This is a genomic window from Picrophilus oshimae DSM 9789, assembly GCF_900176435.1.
GTDB classification, from domain to species: domain Archaea; phylum Thermoplasmatota; class Thermoplasmata; order Thermoplasmatales; family Thermoplasmataceae; genus Picrophilus; species Picrophilus oshimae.
On sequence record NZ_FWYE01000002.1, the window covers coordinates 252743 to 268835 of the forward strand.

The 16093-nt window shown below is 37.0% G+C and carries 20 protein-coding genes; 7 read left to right on the plus strand and 13 right to left on the minus strand.

Translation table 11 applies throughout. From position 1 onward, the window contains the following. Positions 1-52 precede the first annotated feature (52 nt). Complete coding sequence (locus tag B8780_RS04830; RefSeq protein ID WP_161939679.1) at positions 53-871, plus strand: hypothetical protein; 819 nt, start codon at positions 53-55, stop codon at positions 869-871. On the opposite strand, the gene infB is transcribed toward B8780_RS04830, so the two are convergent. The 7 genes from infB to B8780_RS04865 all read right to left on the minus strand — a co-directional run bounded on the left by infB (position 853) and on the right by B8780_RS04865 (position 5923). Continuing rightward, the gene (gene infB, locus B8780_RS04835; protein ID WP_084272851.1) at positions 853-2595 is read right to left on the minus strand and encodes a translation initiation factor IF-2; all 1743 of its coding nucleotides are present in this window, start codon (positions 2593-2595) and stop codon (positions 853-855) included. The two genes, B8780_RS04830 and infB, sit on opposite strands and share 19 nt — an antisense overlap. Positions 2596-2597: 2 nt before the next feature. After that, positions 2598-3020, minus strand: coding sequence for a nucleoside-diphosphate kinase (ndk, locus tag B8780_RS04840; RefSeq protein WP_011178084.1), 423 nt, complete (start codon positions 3018-3020; stop codon positions 2598-2600). Next, positions 3017-3217 (minus strand): 50S ribosomal protein L24e, encoded by a 201-nt coding sequence (locus B8780_RS04845; RefSeq protein WP_011178083.1) that lies wholly within the window; start codon positions 3215-3217, stop codon positions 3017-3019. The genes ndk and B8780_RS04845 overlap by 4 nt, the downstream gene beginning before the upstream one ends. A 4-nt stretch (positions 3218-3221) precedes the next feature. Next, positions 3222-3431, minus strand: coding sequence for a 30S ribosomal protein S28e (locus B8780_RS04850; protein ID WP_011178082.1), 210 nt, complete (start codon positions 3429-3431; stop codon positions 3222-3224). A 5-nt stretch (positions 3432-3436) separates the two neighbouring features. Then, entirely contained in the window at positions 3437-3826 is a 390-nt protein-coding gene (gene rpl7ae / locus B8780_RS04855; protein ID WP_192805736.1) for a 50S ribosomal protein L7Ae, read from the minus strand. A gap of 66 nt (positions 3827-3892) precedes the next feature. After that, complete coding sequence (locus B8780_RS04860; RefSeq protein ID WP_048059513.1) at positions 3893-4717, minus strand: dihydrodipicolinate synthase family protein; 825 nt, start codon at positions 4715-4717, stop codon at positions 3893-3895. 39 nt (positions 4718-4756) lie between these two features. Then, positions 4757-5923, minus strand: a complete 1167-nt coding sequence (locus B8780_RS04865; RefSeq protein ID WP_011178079.1) for an MFS transporter — start codon at positions 5921-5923, stop codon at positions 4757-4759. A 114-nt stretch (positions 5924-6037) separates the two neighbouring features. Here B8780_RS04865 and B8780_RS04870 point away from each other — a divergent pair, with 114 nt between their 5' ends. Beyond that, the gene (locus tag B8780_RS04870; protein WP_084272852.1) at positions 6038-6823 is read left to right on the plus strand and encodes an NAD-dependent epimerase/dehydratase family protein; all 786 of its coding nucleotides are present in this window, start codon (positions 6038-6040) and stop codon (positions 6821-6823) included. A gap of 4 nt (positions 6824-6827) precedes the next feature. Next, positions 6828-7340, plus strand: coding sequence for a hypothetical protein (locus tag B8780_RS04875; protein WP_011178077.1), 513 nt, complete (start codon positions 6828-6830; stop codon positions 7338-7340). Here B8780_RS04875 and B8780_RS04880 read toward each other — a convergent pair. Both B8780_RS04880 and B8780_RS04885 read right to left on the minus strand, forming a co-directional pair. Further along, positions 7330-7791 carry a hypothetical protein gene (locus tag B8780_RS04880; protein ID WP_011178076.1) on the minus strand — a complete coding sequence of 154 codons (462 nt, stop codon included), beginning with the start codon at positions 7789-7791 and terminating at the stop codon, positions 7330-7332. The genes B8780_RS04875 and B8780_RS04880 overlap by 11 nt on opposite strands. A gap of 57 nt (positions 7792-7848) precedes the next feature. Continuing rightward, positions 7849-8136: a YunC family protein gene (locus B8780_RS04885; RefSeq protein WP_084272853.1), complete on the minus strand. Its 288-nt coding sequence runs from the start codon at positions 8134-8136 to the stop codon at positions 7849-7851. A 69-nt stretch (positions 8137-8205) separates the two neighbouring features. Between B8780_RS04885 and rnz the strand changes: the two genes are divergently transcribed. Continuing rightward, positions 8206-9135, plus strand: a complete 930-nt coding sequence (gene rnz / locus B8780_RS04890; protein WP_084272854.1) for a ribonuclease Z — start codon at positions 8206-8208, stop codon at positions 9133-9135. Here rnz and B8780_RS04895 read toward each other — a convergent pair. The 4 genes from B8780_RS04895 to B8780_RS04910 are packed head-to-tail and all read right to left on the minus strand — an operon-like array spanning position 9132 to position 13860. Then, positions 9132-9518 (minus strand): SRPBCC family protein, encoded by a 387-nt coding sequence (locus B8780_RS04895; protein ID WP_048059512.1) that lies wholly within the window; start codon positions 9516-9518, stop codon positions 9132-9134. The genes rnz and B8780_RS04895 overlap by 4 nt on opposite strands. Positions 9519-9547: 29 nt before the next feature. Continuing rightward, positions 9548-10756: a 2,3-bisphosphoglycerate-independent phosphoglycerate mutase gene (locus B8780_RS04900; protein ID WP_084272855.1), complete on the minus strand. Its 1209-nt coding sequence runs from the start codon at positions 10754-10756 to the stop codon at positions 9548-9550. A 30-nt stretch (positions 10757-10786) separates the two neighbouring features. Further along, complete coding sequence (locus tag B8780_RS04905; protein ID WP_084272856.1) at positions 10787-12013, minus strand: adenosylhomocysteinase; 1227 nt, start codon at positions 12011-12013, stop codon at positions 10787-10789. Between the two features lie 32 nt (positions 12014-12045). Beyond that, positions 12046-13860: a CBS domain-containing protein gene (locus B8780_RS04910; RefSeq protein ID WP_084272857.1), complete on the minus strand. Its 1815-nt coding sequence runs from the start codon at positions 13858-13860 to the stop codon at positions 12046-12048. A 113-nt stretch (positions 13861-13973) separates the two neighbouring features. Between B8780_RS04910 and B8780_RS04915 the strand changes: the two genes are divergently transcribed. Genes B8780_RS04915 through B8780_RS04925 form a run of 3 tightly spaced genes read left to right on the plus strand, consistent with a single transcriptional unit; the run spans position 13974 to position 16092 of the window. Further along, the gene (locus B8780_RS04915; protein WP_084272858.1) at positions 13974-14291 is read left to right on the plus strand and encodes a hypothetical protein; all 318 of its coding nucleotides are present in this window, start codon (positions 13974-13976) and stop codon (positions 14289-14291) included. Positions 14292-14337: 46 nt separating this feature from the next. Next, complete coding sequence (locus tag B8780_RS04920; protein WP_084272859.1) at positions 14338-15567, plus strand: MFS transporter; 1230 nt, start codon at positions 14338-14340, stop codon at positions 15565-15567. Positions 15568-15594: 27 nt separating this feature from the next. Further along, entirely contained in the window at positions 15595-16092 is a 498-nt protein-coding gene (locus tag B8780_RS04925) for a DUF2250 domain-containing protein (RefSeq protein WP_011178067.1), read from the plus strand. Position 16093: the final 1 nt, after the last annotated feature.

A 16093-nucleotide genomic window follows, 5' to 3' on the forward strand; every position in this document is an offset into this window, starting at 1 on the left:
AATCTTCTTTGTATTTTTCATATTTAATTATGAATATATTGATTATTACCTTTTGATCCCCGGGATAATATTACCAATAATAACGTTTGATTATGCCGGCGATATGCTTACTGATTTTGCATATGCAATAGGAAATAAATTAAATTTTACAGGCGGCATGGTCGGTATATATATAATATCATTTTTCTCTGTTATAGATGAGCTTATAACAGCATCTATGGCTGCCTTTTACAGGTATGGCAGCATAAGCTTCGGAACGATTGAGGGATCAAACTTTATAACGCTGCTGTTTTTCATTTTTATTATACCATTTTTAAAGGATGATAAAAAGGGCTATTTAATAGATATATTATTTCTTATATTTATATCATTAATAATCCTTTTAATATCATTATATTTATCATCGATAAACATAATATTTTCAATAGTTCTTATTGTAATCTTTGTAATTTACATACTTGCTGTTAACAGAAATGAGAAGAAGAATGACGTTGTTGAATATTATCCAGTTGATTATCTATCAATTGCAGCCATCTTTATGGTTTTTACGTCATCATACATGCTTGTTAAATCAGTTGATATTGTCTCATATGTTTTCAGTATAAACGGCTTTTTATCGTCATTTATAATAATAGGAATTGCAGGATCGATACCTGAGCTTGTTTTAACCTATATGGCAATAAAGAAAGATATGATTGCATCGTCGAGAATACTCACAGGAAGCACAGTTTATAAGTTCAGCCTTGTTCCTGGAATTGCGGCAATGCTTGGAACAGTTTATATAAGTCACTCATATTATTACACGTTATCAATAATATTTATGGGCCTTCTTATTGTTATCATCTCGATGTTTCAGAAGCCCCAGAACTGATTAATCTTTCTCTTTATCTTTGTTATTTCATCGAGCGTCTTCATTATATTATCATCAAGCTTTTCAGACCTTAACTGCTTTGCAACGTTTTCAGGTATATCGACGTACAGTGTTTCCCCAGGGAATATATGCCTGTTAAGAACAACACCGTCTATGGCGCAGGATACCTCGGCAGGTGCATCAACAAACTGCCTGCTGACATCTCCGTCCCTCAGACTTTTTATTGTTCCTGCATATTTATTGTTATCATCTATTAATGTATCGCCAACCTTTACGCGGCCTGAGAGAACCTTTATGCCAACGATAACTGGCTTTGCAGCTCTGAATATATATTCTGGCATTATTACAATCTTTGATGGAACTGGTATGTTGCTTTTTCTCTGCTCCTCTAGATCGTGCTTCCTTTTTGCAAGCCACTTCTGTGCATCATCAACAAGAGAATAAATGACATTGCCTGTTATTATGCCTATATCAGATGATGCGGCCTCCTGAACGGCATCGTCAAGAACTGAAACATTAAAGCCAATAATAATCCTATCAAGGGGATCGTTCAGTGTTGAAACGTCGGTTACATCATGTTTTGTTATATCGCCTATCTCGGCTGATCTTATATTTATCGATGCCTGCTCAAGCTCATAGGCAATGGCCTCAAGTGAGCCCAAAGCCTCGGCCTTGACCGTAACACCATGCTCAGAAATTTTTATATTTGGCTTTGATTCGTTTATTATTGTTTTAAAGGCCTCATCCTCGCTGGTGTTTTCATCTATTTTTATCATGGACGTTCCGGCTATTACAGGTATTTTATCGGTTATAAGCACCCTTATACCGGCAGCCGCCACAACCTTTTCACTTTCCTTCAGGCCCCTGTTTGAGTTTACAAGTATTGCCTTTACCCTTGTCCTTGCCGGACCGTTTGACGTGTTCACCGCGATGGTATCGCCCCTCTTAAGCATGCCCTGATAAAGTATTGTGTCCAGTGTTATTCCTATTGATTCCTCTATTTTTACCTCAATAACTGTTCCAAGTGTCTTTTCGTATGTAAGCCTTATCTCGTTCTCAAGGAACTTCTGGGCAAGACCTGATAGAACCATTAATATATCTGCTATTCCAATCTTCAATTTTGCACTTACCGGGACTATGGCAAAGGTCTTTGAAAAATCACTTATTCTGTCATAGCGATCGGCATTTATGCCGTATGTGTAAAGGTCGCTTATTAATTTATATATTCTGTTGTCAAGCTCCTCTATGTACTCCCGCCTCTGCATTTTTATGGCATTTGCAAATGATGTATTCGAGGTATTTACAAAATATGGAACGGCATCTATTTTATTTGCTGCTATTATAAAAGGTGTTTTAAATTTCTTTAATATATCTATCGATTCGATGGTCTGTGGTTTTAATCCCTCGTTAACATCAATAACCAGTATTGCTATATCTGCAAGTGCACCACCCAGGGAACGCATGTTTGAAAATGCCACGTGACCCGGCGTATCAATAAATAAAAGCCCGGGAATCTTTATTGGTATGTTTTTAAAAGCTGTTTTTATTTCCCTTTCAAGTATATTATATGATATCTCGGTTGCGCCAATTTTTTGTGTTATTCTTCCAGCTTCCTTTTCGGCTATTGATGTGCCCCTGATATCGTCTAACAGCGTTGTCTTTCCATGGTCAACATGACCAAGCACGCATACAATTGGTTCCCTGAGGCTTTTTATTGCTTCCATAATCAATCCATAATCTCATTTTCATTAAAAAAGATTTTATACTCATGCTCATATGATTCCAATGAATCCGATGCATGAACTATGTTCCTTTCAATATCAAGTGAAAAATCACCGCGTATTGTTCCTGGTGCTGCCTTTGAACCGTCCGTTGCACCGGCGAGCATTCTTGAGGATGCTATGGCGTTATTTCCCTCGACAATCATGGCCACAATGGGGCCTGATGTTAGATAAGAAACGAGATCGTCAAAGAATGGTTTTAATCTGTGAACGCTGTAATGATCTTCTGCCTGCTCTCTGGTTACACGCATCATCTTTAATGCCTTTATCGCAAGGCCCTTCCTTTCAAACCTTGATATTACCTCGCCTATTAAGTTCCTTTCAACACCATCAGGTTTTACAAGTATTAAACAGCGCTCCATAATCATGCCTTCTTTGTCATTGCCTTTATTCTATGATACTCGTTCGTCCACTTTACCTTTCTTGGAACCCTCTTGAGCTTTACCATATTCTCCTTGCATTTCCTTGAGCAGAAATTTAGTACGCTTCCGTCCTTCCTTACATAAAGAAATCCGGAGGCGGGTTCAATGGATTTTCCGCAAAATGAGCAGTTTCTAACATCCATGATATCACCTTATAGATAGCTTCCTTGCCTCTCTTGCAGTCTCCCTGAGCATGAGCACGTCTCCGACCTTGACCGGGCCAAGGACGTTTCTTGCGATGATTCTGCCCTGGTCCTTTCCGGAAAGGACGCGGACCTTAACGGTTGTGGCCTCCCCGGTCATGCCCGTACGGCCCATGATCTCAACAACCTCGGCTGGCGTTGCATCGTCTTCCATTTAAATCACTCCTTATTCTCTGATTTTCCGGACTTTGCATCGTTTATCTGTGAAACTATCGATTTGTATGCATCATCATTTTTTCCATAGTCAACTATTGATACCGATGCCGCAGATGCAATGCCAACCTTGAGTCCAAGATCGGATTTCTTTTTTACATATACATATGGTACCTTTCTTTCCTCACATAATGTTGGAAGATAGTAAACAACCTCTGCAGGTGATACATCCTCGGCTATAACAACAAGCTTTGATTCTCCCCTCTCTATTGATTTTACTACCTCATTGGTACCCTTTCTTACCTTGCCCGTCTTGTATGAATTTTCAACCATATCCAGAACTGCCTTCTCTAGCGTTTCGGGAGTCTGAAATTTTACATAAGATTCCATATTTATTCCTCCTTCATGTTCTTAAAAGGTATTGTATTCAATGATATAAAGATTAGTAATTAAAATATTAATTTATATTTCAATGCCTACCCTGTACATTGGAGGCCTGTATCCACCATTTATATTATTCTTTTTGTAGAAGTACTCATAGTATGCATTTGGAAACTGGTATTTTCCAAGCTTTTTCATTAATGGTATTACATCATTTTTTTCTATTTTAAGTGCCATTTCCCTATTGTTTTTATACTCATGGTAAAGCCTTACTATACCATCACTGAAATTTGTGGTTCCGCAGACCCCTCCTGAAGCACCCAGCTCAAGAGATGTAAAAAGTAGATCGTCCTGGCCCTGGAAAACTGCAAAATCATCATCTGATAATGATAGCATCTCCATGAAGCCTCTTATATCGGCAGAGCTGTCCTTTACGCCTTTTACAGATGAAAACTCCGATTTTAGGTTCTTAACAGTTTCTGGATCGATTTTATTTGTAAACTGCGGTATATTATATATTAAAAGGTCCATATCGTTTGATGACAGTATCTCTTTATAGTAATGGTATATTGCCTCCTGGTTTAGCTTAATATAATATGGCGGCATTAAAACGGCAGCCTCTATGCCTATATCCATGGAGAATTTCATTAGCTCATTAACCTCATTTATTGAAGAAGAGCCAACGCCTGCCATTATGGGTTTTTTTGAATTCTCCCTTACAAACTTCAAAAAATCCTTTCTTTCCTTTAATGTAAAATATGGAAAGACTCCTGTGGAGCCCATTGGAAAAAGATAATCAACGTTTATGCCCTCCAGGTATTTTATAAGAATGTTTGTTGCATTGTAATCTATATTTCCATGGGCATCAAGAGGCGTTATCATGGGACATACTATACCCTTGTACATATCAATTCATTTTATTATTAAATAAATATTTTATGGATATTACATTGCCTTTGGCTTTGCAACCATTATGCTGTTGTTTCCATATTCCTTGAATAGCAGTATGGTTGAAAGAATAACCGGAACAACTAGAACCAGAAATGTCATAGAATAGCCTATGTAATCCTCTATGAATCCGAAGAATACAGGTATTAACATAAATAGTATGTTATTAAAGGCCATGAAGTATGAATTTGCGGCGCTCCTCTCCTCAGGTGTGGTACCCCTGGATATTATTATTGTTGATATTGGAAATATTGATCCGTGTGGGATTCCTAGGGCCATCATGATTACAACAAAGAAGGCAAAGGCAGGCACAAATGGGAACAGGATCAGTGCTGATACTGTTATTAATATCGATATTATAAGCGGCAGTCTTATGTTCTTAAAGGGCCTTATGCTCATGTAAAGCCTTGTCATGAACGATACAGAGAAGAAGTATATATAAGATGAGTATGCAAGTGATCTGCTTATATGAAAATGTGATATTGCAAATATCGTAAGGAAAACTGTTATTGCCGCAAACGGTACATTGTACGTTGTTATCGTTAATATTCCAGCCTTTAGGCCCTTTGATCTTATTGCTGATTTATGGTTTTCATTCTTTATCTCCGGGAATTTCATAAGCATTGATATGAAAAGACCGGTTATGGCTATTGGTAGAAAGTATATGAATATTAATCTGTAGCCTATGAATGTTAAAAGGTAATCCTCCAGGCTTGGTCCTATTATAAGGCTTAGACTCAGGCCCACCGAATAAACTGCAAGAAGCCTTTCCCTTGATTTTTGATCGGCCATCAGCGATGCTGCATTTATCATGTTCGGCATTATTATACCGTATGCAAGACCGGCAATGGCAGATGCTATCCATACAGATATATCATTTGCGTAATAGTACATTATTAAAACAATGACAACGGCAAGGTTTGCAATAATAAACGATGTTCTCCTCTGTTTTGAGTTTAATCTTGGATTTACCATTGAGGTTACTATAAAGGTAAATAGATAAACACTTGCGGATATTATGCCAACAAGCACCGATGAAAAGTATAATACCTTGTTTGATAAAAGCGGCAGGGTTGTAACAATCATGTTATTAACAGACCTCATGGAGAAGGTCATCAGTATTGTAATGAATATGACGTATATGATATTATTATACTTATTCATGAAAACGATATTACATATTAATATTTAAAATCTTACCAGTAAATTATTTATTAATAAATATTGCTGTGGTTAATGTAATGATTAAGCTTTTATCTCTTTTATAAATGCATTTACATGGAAAGAATACTTGTTTTAAATGGCCTTGAGAGCTGTGGCTTCAGGTTTGTAAAATCTTTCCAGGGAAAATATGATATAAAATTCCTAGAACCACTTGAATTAAAAAGATTCCTTCACGATCTTACAATGCTTGATGATGTCTATGACGTTGTTATAAACAATATGGAGATAGGCTTCTTTAATACAAGAAACTATGATTACATGAACGATATAAATGTAAGATTAAATGAATATATATCAACAAGATTTAAAAAGGCGAAGATAATATTAATGTCCAGCCAGTTTGTTTATAAATCATCAGAGGCTTTAAAGGATGAGGATTATACTACACAGCCTGAAACGGAGTATGGTAAAACGAAGCTTGAGGCAGAAAAAATAATAAAAAAACATGATTCTTACATTATAATAAGGCGCGGCTTTTCATACGGTAAATGTACAATGAACCTTTACATGGATATAATAAATGCCCTGAGGTCACACACGCCAATCAAGCTTAACAGCAATGTTTACATAAATCCTGTTTTAAACAGCGATCTTGCTGATATAACAGAGATGCTTATTGATGATGATAATGATATATACAATGTTGCCGGGGATGAATACATGACGCTTTACGATATGGGAAATATTATATGCAACTATCTTAAGGAGAGCTGTAATTTTATAAAGATATCATATATTAAGAATCTAAACTACGCCATAAGCTCTGAAAGAATAAAGAAAAAGTATAACTACAAATTTTTTAACATATCTGATGATGATATTTTAATAATGCAGAGATGATAACATGATTGTTGTGTCGACAATAGGAAAGATGCATGAAAGCATACCAGGATACGACTATAAAGAACTTGTGAATTACATAAAGACATTTAATAAAAGGGAGGTACTCGTATCATATCTAAAAGATGATCCGGGAAAATACGATGATTTCACTGAAATATCTTACCTGAAAAATGCAGGATTTGATCTATATTTCATCGGCGAGGAGCTTTACAGGCCGGTTACAGTTATAAACAGCCCTGAAAGCCTTGTTAGAAGCAATTTAATTGATATGATAAATACCATGGTTTACTCATACTTAAAGGGCTACTGGAAGGATGCTGAAACTGTCAATTCAGAATTCACCGACAGGATATTCAGTGCAAAGCATAAATTTATAATGAGCGTTGAACCAGATATTGAATTAAAATACTGGGTACCAATGCATAAAAAAATAATGGAAAAAGCTGAAAATAAAGACGCAATACTTTTATCGGATGTTGAGAGCGCCTACTTTTATCGTGGTTTTAACCAATAACATTTATTTTATCAACGAAATTGCATTTTACTATTACCTTTGCCTTGCTAAGCTTCTTTGGTATATTTAAATTTTTTACCTGGATTATGCCAGAAACGTACCTGTCAAACGAGTCGTTATCAAGATCTTTTAGCGTTAAATTATCTATGTTTCTAAATATAACCTTTCTGTTTAATTCCTCAAGATCAACCTTTGAGATCTCAAGCTCCTTTATATTCTCTATGTACTGTGAGGAACCCTGCTTTAACCCATCCATAAAGCTCTGAGATATTGTCCTTGCGTTTTCGACCGAACTTATAAAATTCTTATAGGCCTCGTCTGTTATCTGGCCTATGGTTTTTCCAGTCTCCATGGCTATCTTGTGTATCTTCTTGTATATATCTGAGCTAACACCCTTTACAGATATTGTTCTTATTTCAATCTCATCCTTCTTCTCATCATTGTTTGCCATAATACATCATCCCAATCAGCTATTTAAGTTTACTGGTTTACCGGTTTACCGGTTTACTCATAGTTTATCTATTATATCCATTATCCTGTCTCCTGGTTTTATACCAAGGCTCCTTGCCGCATCAGTGCATGCATTTACTGTTGTGTTCAAAACATCGTTTACATCATTGACACCGGTTACACGTACTGCAACATCATTCAATGAGTTCGCAACATCTATGTTAAGGTACCCACACATGATGTAGCCTGTTTCGCCCTTTAGTATGACCAGGGGGGCCTTTTTGCCCAGCATCTCATTTATGTAATGATATTTTTTATTCTTTATTAATATTTCCTTTTCTATCATATTAGTTAATATAGAATAATAATTTTAAACTTTCGTGATTTTAATATATTATTTAGAGATACATAATAAATGGCATCAACATTTAAAATTACATTTTTGGGAACTGGTGGTTCTGTACCAAAACCTGGCAGGGGCCTTCCAGCAATAGCCGTCCAGGTTGATAATATAGTAAATCTCTTTGACTGCGGCGAGGGTACACAGAAGCAGTTTATGAAATCCGGGGTTTCATTTATGAACGTAAAAAATATATTTATATCACACTTCCACGGTGATCATTTCTTTGGTCTGCCAGGCCTTCTAAGCACGTTTTCATTCAATGGCAGGAGCGATGATTTAAACATCTTTGGCCCGCCCGGAACAATAGATGAGATAAAAAAGGTTTTGTCCTTAATAGATTTTAAAATAACATATAATATAAAAATTGCCGAGATGGAGGAAAATAAAAAATATGATTTTGATCTCTTCGATGTGTACGCAATAAAAAATGATCATACAAAGTATGGTTATTCATACAAATTAAAGGAGAAGGACCTTATAAAGATAAATAGAGAAAAAGCAGATAGCATTGGATTCCCAAAAAACAAACTCGAGTTATTAAGAAACAATGGTGAGTACTATTACATGGGTAAACGCTATTCCATATGGGACGTTGCAGATGGTATAAAACCAGGACGTTCAATTGTCTACAGCGGTGATACAAGACCATTCAATGACATGTTAAAATTTGCCAGCAATTGCGATGTGCTTATACATGATTCTACTATGGACGCATCAATAGAAAACCTTGCAAATGAATATGGTCACAGCACTGCAAGGCAGGCAGCGGAAATAGCATTAAAGGCCAATGTAAAAAGGCTTTTTTTATTTCATTATAGTTCAAGATACAATGATTTAAACCTGCTATTAAACGAGGCTAAAAGTATATTCAATGATAGTTATCTCAGCAGGGAGATGCTTGAATTTAATGTTGACAAGAAAACAGAATTGATTAAAATCTAGGCGTTCTTTATCCTTTTTAATGCGTTCTCTGTCCCGGATTCAAAATGCCTTTGAACCCTTGATGAGAGTATTGAATATATAAATGATAAACGAACATTCCATATTGATTCAAGATAATATTTATCATTATTTTTTATAATTCTATTCAATGTGTAACCCCTTATTGGTCCCTTTAAATATTCCTCGTAGACTGCCATCCTTTCATCGTCTATTCTAAACCTTACCTTACCTGTACCGCCGAATGCAAATTTTATTATGTATGAATCACCAGATTTTGTTATGCTGGATGTTCCATGCCAGAATTCCGGTATTCTATCTATATCTTTTATTATTGACCAGATTCTATCAGGATCATCTATATCAATGGACTTTTTAAATTCCATGAATGAATAGTAAAAAAATGTATAAAAAATCATGCACCGTATTTCTCTGATCTGTTACTCAAAGAAAGTGCGATTTTCATTACATCAAGACCACGGATTCTTAATGAGCCGTTCCTAACAGAGGTCTCATCAAAGAGCATAACATTATCGGATCTTATATTATTTGATGAGAACATTATAGGTACAGGATCGCCTGAATGATCGCCCAGGTTACATGGTGTGCTGTGATCACCTGTAACGATGATTAATAGATCATCAAGATCATTAATTATTTTTGAAATTGCAGAATCAACGTTTTCTATAACAGATCTTTTTATATCAGGCCTCCTGTCATGGCCGGCTATATCAGTACCTTTTATATTTATTATGATAAAATCATATTTTTTTGCCAGTTCATGGGCCTTTTCAAAGATTCCTGAATAGTTCTCATCAACACGTCCTGTTAAATTATCCATGTTTATAATATCCATGCCTGCAAGCCTGCATATTCCTTTTATCAACGGTGTTCCTGAGATGCATGCGGCTTTTAGGTGATATCTATCATAAAAATCCTCGAGATCTGGTACCATGCCGGCACCCCTTATTAATATCTCATTTGCTGGCATCAGCCCCTGGTTCATTCTTTTTATGTTTACCGGATGTTTATTTAATATCTCCCTGGATTTCTTTATAAATTCATTTAATATTCTGGCTGTTTTTTCAGCTTTTTTATCCAGGGGCCTTATCTCCATGGGTCTTTCGTTTTCCCTGTGCGGATCTGAATCAGAAACCATGCTTGAAAGACCTGGACCATGCATAACGATTGCCGCCCTGTGCTCCGTTCCTGATTTTACGGTGATCTTTACATCCTCTATTTCCATTGAAACTGCCCTTGATAGTTCACAGGTGTCACTTATTCTGCCGGCACGCCTGTCCAGAACGTAGCCATCTGATACATATGCATAGTTTGCACGGAATGCCACATCGCCAGGATAAAGCTCCATGCCAAGACCAAGCGCCTCAAATGGCCCTCGGCCATTGTAATATCTTTCAGGACTGTATCCAAGTATTGACAGATGTGATGTGTCAGATCCGGATCTGATGCCAGGACCCACGGGATCCATTAAACCGCAAATTGATTTCCTGCAGAGTGCGTTAAGATTTGGCCTGTACGCTGCCTGAAGTGCGGTTTTTCCAAAAAACTCTGGATTTGGGTTATCCCCAAGACCATCCATGATTAATAATACAATATTTTTCATTAAAAGAATATCATTAAAAACTTTTAAAGGTTACGTTCCCTCTTTAAAGGAGTTCATGTACATTATCTGCTCATCTGTTAACTTATCTATCTTTATGCCAAGGGCATTTAACTTTATCTCCGCAACGTTTTTATCTATATCTTCTGGAACGGGATAAACCCTTTTTTCAAGCCTGTCATGGTTCTTTACTATGTACTCTGCTGTTAATGCCTGTATTGAAAAGCTGAGATCCATGATTTCAATAGGGTGACCCTGCCCTGCTGCAAGGTTTAGAAGCCTGCCGTCAGATATAATATTTATTCTATTTCCGTTTTCCAGCCTGTACTCTGTTATATAATCACGAACCCGCTCCTTTGATATATTTTTTGACTCTATTGATTCCATGTCTATTTCATTGTTAAAATGGCCGGCATTTCCAAGTATTATTCCGTTCTTTGCCTTTAATAGTGCACTGTATGGAACAACATTTTTCATGCCGGTTGCAGTAAAAACGATATCAGAGTATTTTACAGCGTTTTCAACGGTGTCAACTGAAAAACCATCCATAAGTGCCTCAACAGCCTTAACGGGATCGACCTCTGAAATGGTTACTATTGCACCAAGGCCCTTCAGACGCATTGCTATGCCACGGCCAACCCAGCCATAACCTATTACACAGATCCTCTTGCCAGCTATCAGTATGTTCGTTGCGTTCATAAAGCCATCAAGCGCGCTCTGACCTGTACCGTATCTGTTATCAAATAAATGCTTCATCTTTGCATCGTTTACATCAAACATTGGGAATTTCAATGCGTTGCTTTTTTCCATGGCCTTTAATCTAACAACGCCCGTGGTTGTTTCCTCGTTTCCGCCCATGATGTTTTTGTAGAGCTTTTCATCTGAGCTGACCAAATTTGTTAAATCGCCACCATCGTCTATTATTATATCAGGTTCTGGATCGACAATCTTATTTAAATAATCGTAGTACTCCTCCTGGGTTTCACCCTTTCTTGCAAAGACCGGTATATTATAATCATTTTTAAGTGATTCAACAACATAATCGTCTGAGCTTAATGGATTGCAAGATGCCATTTTTATATCGGCACCGCCTTCCTTTAGTAGTATTGCAAAAACGCCTGTTTTCGCCTCAACATGAAGCGCCATAGCAATCCTTATGCCCTTAAAAGGCTTTTCCTCAATAAACCTCTGCCTTATATTTGATGTTATATCCATGTGTTCTCTTGCCCATTTAAGCCTCAGGTAGCCTGTATTTGCCATATACAAGTATTATTAACAGATTAAAAATATTTCTAATCCAGTGCAGGCTTTTGAACCGACCCTATTCTTAAAAGGACGTCACGCTCTGTTATCATGCCAATACATTTTCCGCTATCATCTGTAACAGATAGAACCGGTACTGTGTTTTCCTTTAAAAGCCTTACCGCATCTGTTATATCATCATTTACATTTATATTTACAGGCTTGTATATCTTCATATGATAGACCTTGCCGTTATCTATTTCATACTGTGGAAGGAGCAGTATATCAACAAGGTAAAGTGTTCCTATGGCCCTTGAATAGCTGTCGACAACTATTGCGGCAGAAACGTTCTTGGATATCATCTTTTCCATTGCACTTTTTAGTGTGTCACTTAACCTTAGTATGCATGAATTCCCTGGTATAAGTGCATCACCGACACTCACCTTTAAAAGATTCTCTGCAACGATCTTCCCCTCCTTTGAAACGTCCGGCATGTATGGCGTCTTTGTAACTATGCTTTTAACCTCTGATAGGATAAAGCCTATTACTATCCATGTTAAAAAGATCGTTGTATAATATGGCACTGTTGAGTATGCAGAATATATTAAAACAACGGCACTTATCAATGCACCTGTAATTGCAAGTATAAACTCATCAAAGTATTTAAAATATGAAAAAAAGCTGTTAGCACCGCGCATGATCAGGCGCCTGCCGCGCCTTAAGCCTATTCTTATTAACGATGAATCCGTTATAAGATGTATAAAAAGGCCGGCAAGCGATGATATTGTACCAAGAACTATGAATGTTATCTCAGCTGATATGAAATGAAACATGGCCAGTGGTATCAATATAAAAATTATGCTTGTAAATGCCGTTGCTATTACAGGATTGTCCTTTATTCTGAATGAAAAAAACGATGGGAAGCTCTTATCGTAGCCCATTCTGAATAGAGTCCTTGATGTTGCCGCACCAAATGACAGTAATGCAAGAATTCCGTCGTTTATTGTTGCTATGGCGGCACCATAGTAAAATATGTAACCATACCTTGAAAAGTTATTTTTTAATATTTCTATTACAGGAAGCTGGTAATTAACCGGTATTATAATATGATTCTGAAGAATTAAATTTGAAATTGCATAAACCATGACTGTTGCAAGTATGCCGCCGCCAAGTATCACGGCTATAACGCTTCTGCCAACTGTCTTTTTTGCATCCTTGACCTCACCCGAGACAGGTGTTATTGAGCCGTAGCCTGTTGGTATTCCCATCGCAAACAGTATGCCAAGGAAGAAATCACCGGCACCAATATGATAAATTCCGGGATTGGGCAGGTAAACACGCCCGTGTGTCAGGAATAATGAATATACAACAATTGCAATCATGAAGGATACCTCTATGGCAACAGCGTACAGGGCATACTTTGATGAGAGCTTAACACCAAGCATTAGAAATATGATCGATGGTATCATAAGTATGGCAAAAACCAGATATGGATTTATTCTAAATACTGTTGATATGATAAAAACCGATCCGGATAGGTATGCAAGGCCAAAGAGTGTTGAATAAAAGATGTAAACCCAGCCTGTATCAAAGCCAAGCCTCTCTGACAGCGTTTGAAATGCATAGGTGTAATAACCACCTGATGATGTAAATCTCTTTGACAGCTGGGTAACTGCAACACCATTTATTAGAACAAGCAATGTTCCAATGATCATTACAAGAGGTGCATCGTAGCCGGCAAGGGTTATTGCAAAGGCACCATAACTTAAAATGCTTAAAAGCGGGGACATACCGCCAAACGACAGAAAGAAAAGATCCTTAAATGACAATGTTCTTTTTAATTCTCCCTTTGCATTACCGCCCATGAAATCAGGATAAGTATATAACCACCTGTTAATAAATTTTCCATGTTGTATCTTAAAATTATGTTTTTATTAATAATACAAAAACAATATTTAAATTAAGTTTATGTATATATATGGATAGGCTATTAATTATTATTGTTTCCGGGGATAAGGAAAGGGCCATGCTTGGCATGAACTTCGCAATGCATACAACCATTGATACGAAGCTTGTGCTTTTCGGTCCATCCGAGAATCTTGTTACAGAGGATGACGATGCAAGGAACATGGCATCAAAGCTGATTGAAAATGGTATTATAACAACGGCCTGCATTAACTATGTAAAAGATAAGCCTGCTGAATCAAAATTAAGAGAGATGAGGATAGTGCTTGAGCCTGTTGGTAAAATAATCTCGGATTATATAAAGGATGGCTATGTACCTGTAACATTTTAATAAATTCATTTAAAAAAATTTATTTAGGTATTCCTAATATTGTTTCATGAATAAGGATGCCAGAACGATTTTTGCAAGTAATTTTGCGACTGCCATACTGGGTTTTGGCATCTTTATAGCAACCTACGACATAGCCGCCATTTCAATATCAATTCTTGTTCTTGAAAGAACATGGCATATAAGTAAATTTCTTGCAGGATTTCTTGGAGCATCCACACTGATTGGTGCGGCCTTTGGCGCTTTAATCGGCGGCCACATGGCGGATCTTTTTGGAAGGCGTGGTCTTTTAATATATGATTTTATAGGTTACTTTCTGGCATCGATTCTAAGCGCCGTTTCCATAAATTACTGGATGCTTTTTACATTCAGATTTTTTATAGGTTTAACAATAGGGGCAGATTACGCCATAGTCTTTCCATACATATCAGAGATGAGACCAAAAAATAGGGTAAATAGGGATATGGCAATTGTCATGCTTGCAGCCAATTTTGGAATGATCATAGCATACGGTTCTGGAGGGCTCTTTTTAGGCCTTGGTAACTATGGCTGGAGGTACGTCCTTGCCCTTGGCGGTTTTATTGCGCTGCCTGCGATTTTCCTTAGATATAAAATACTTGAATCAGGGCACTGGAGAAGATTAAAAAAGCTACCGTTTAGATCCTTTTCAGACCATGAGAAAAGAAGTATAGTATTTTCATCTGCAGCCTGGTTTGCATATCAGGTTGGGGATCAGGGCCTATCAATATTCTTACCAACAATAATGGCCTTTATTCTTGGCTTTGGATTTGTAAATTCATCATACTACAGTTTAATTGTAAAGGCAGTTACAATACCCGCGGCACTTTTAACTGTTTACACAATAGATAAACTTGGTAAAAAATTTTTGCAGGCGTATGGTTTTCTTGGAAGATCAATAGCACTGCTTTCCCTTGGTTTTATAATAATATACGGGCTTGATATAAGATACTATGGTATCGTGCTATTATTGCTGGCATACTTCTTCGGCGCTGCTGGCCCTGACAAGACTGTTGTTATAAGCCCTGTGGAGAACTTTAGATACGAGGTCAGATGCACCGGTGAGGGTATATCTGAATCCTTCGGAAGGATTGGCGGGATCTTTGGTGTTCTTGTCTTTGGCTTTCTTGCAACGTACACGGGCATTGGTCCGGGAATACTTGTTTTTGGAATACTGGATCTATTCGGCTTTATAATAAGCGCGTTGTTCATGTCAGGCACGATAAAATACAGGGAATACATTAATAATGTAAAAACATAAATATGTTGCTTATATTTTACATTTATAATGGAAGACGAGGAGATAAAAAGAAGACTTATAGAAAACAATGAAATGTTAACGGTTTTGGAGCATTTTCAGGTGGCAAAGGTTGATTATGCAAAGAATATTATGAGGTACACAGAGATACCAAAGATGAAGATAAGCCATTATCTTGGAATACTTTATGACATGGGTCTTTTGGAAAAATACACGAATACATCCATAAAGAGGACCGATGCAAAATTAAAGAAGAGTGCCGAGGTTCACAAGCACCATACATACTATCAAATGACCAATAAGGCGCACTACATATTAAAAGACCTTGATGCAAGGGAGTACATAAAATATGTAACACCGGAGGATTTAAAAATATTGAAGTACAAAAAGGCCAGGGATGAATTTTCAGATAGCAGGGAAAAGCTTGTTAAGATGGGCCTCCTGACAAAAAAGTATGAGCTAACAGAGATCGGACAGCAGGTTCTTGATCTCGCATTGAGGAGGCAGATTAAAATACCAGAAAATTAAT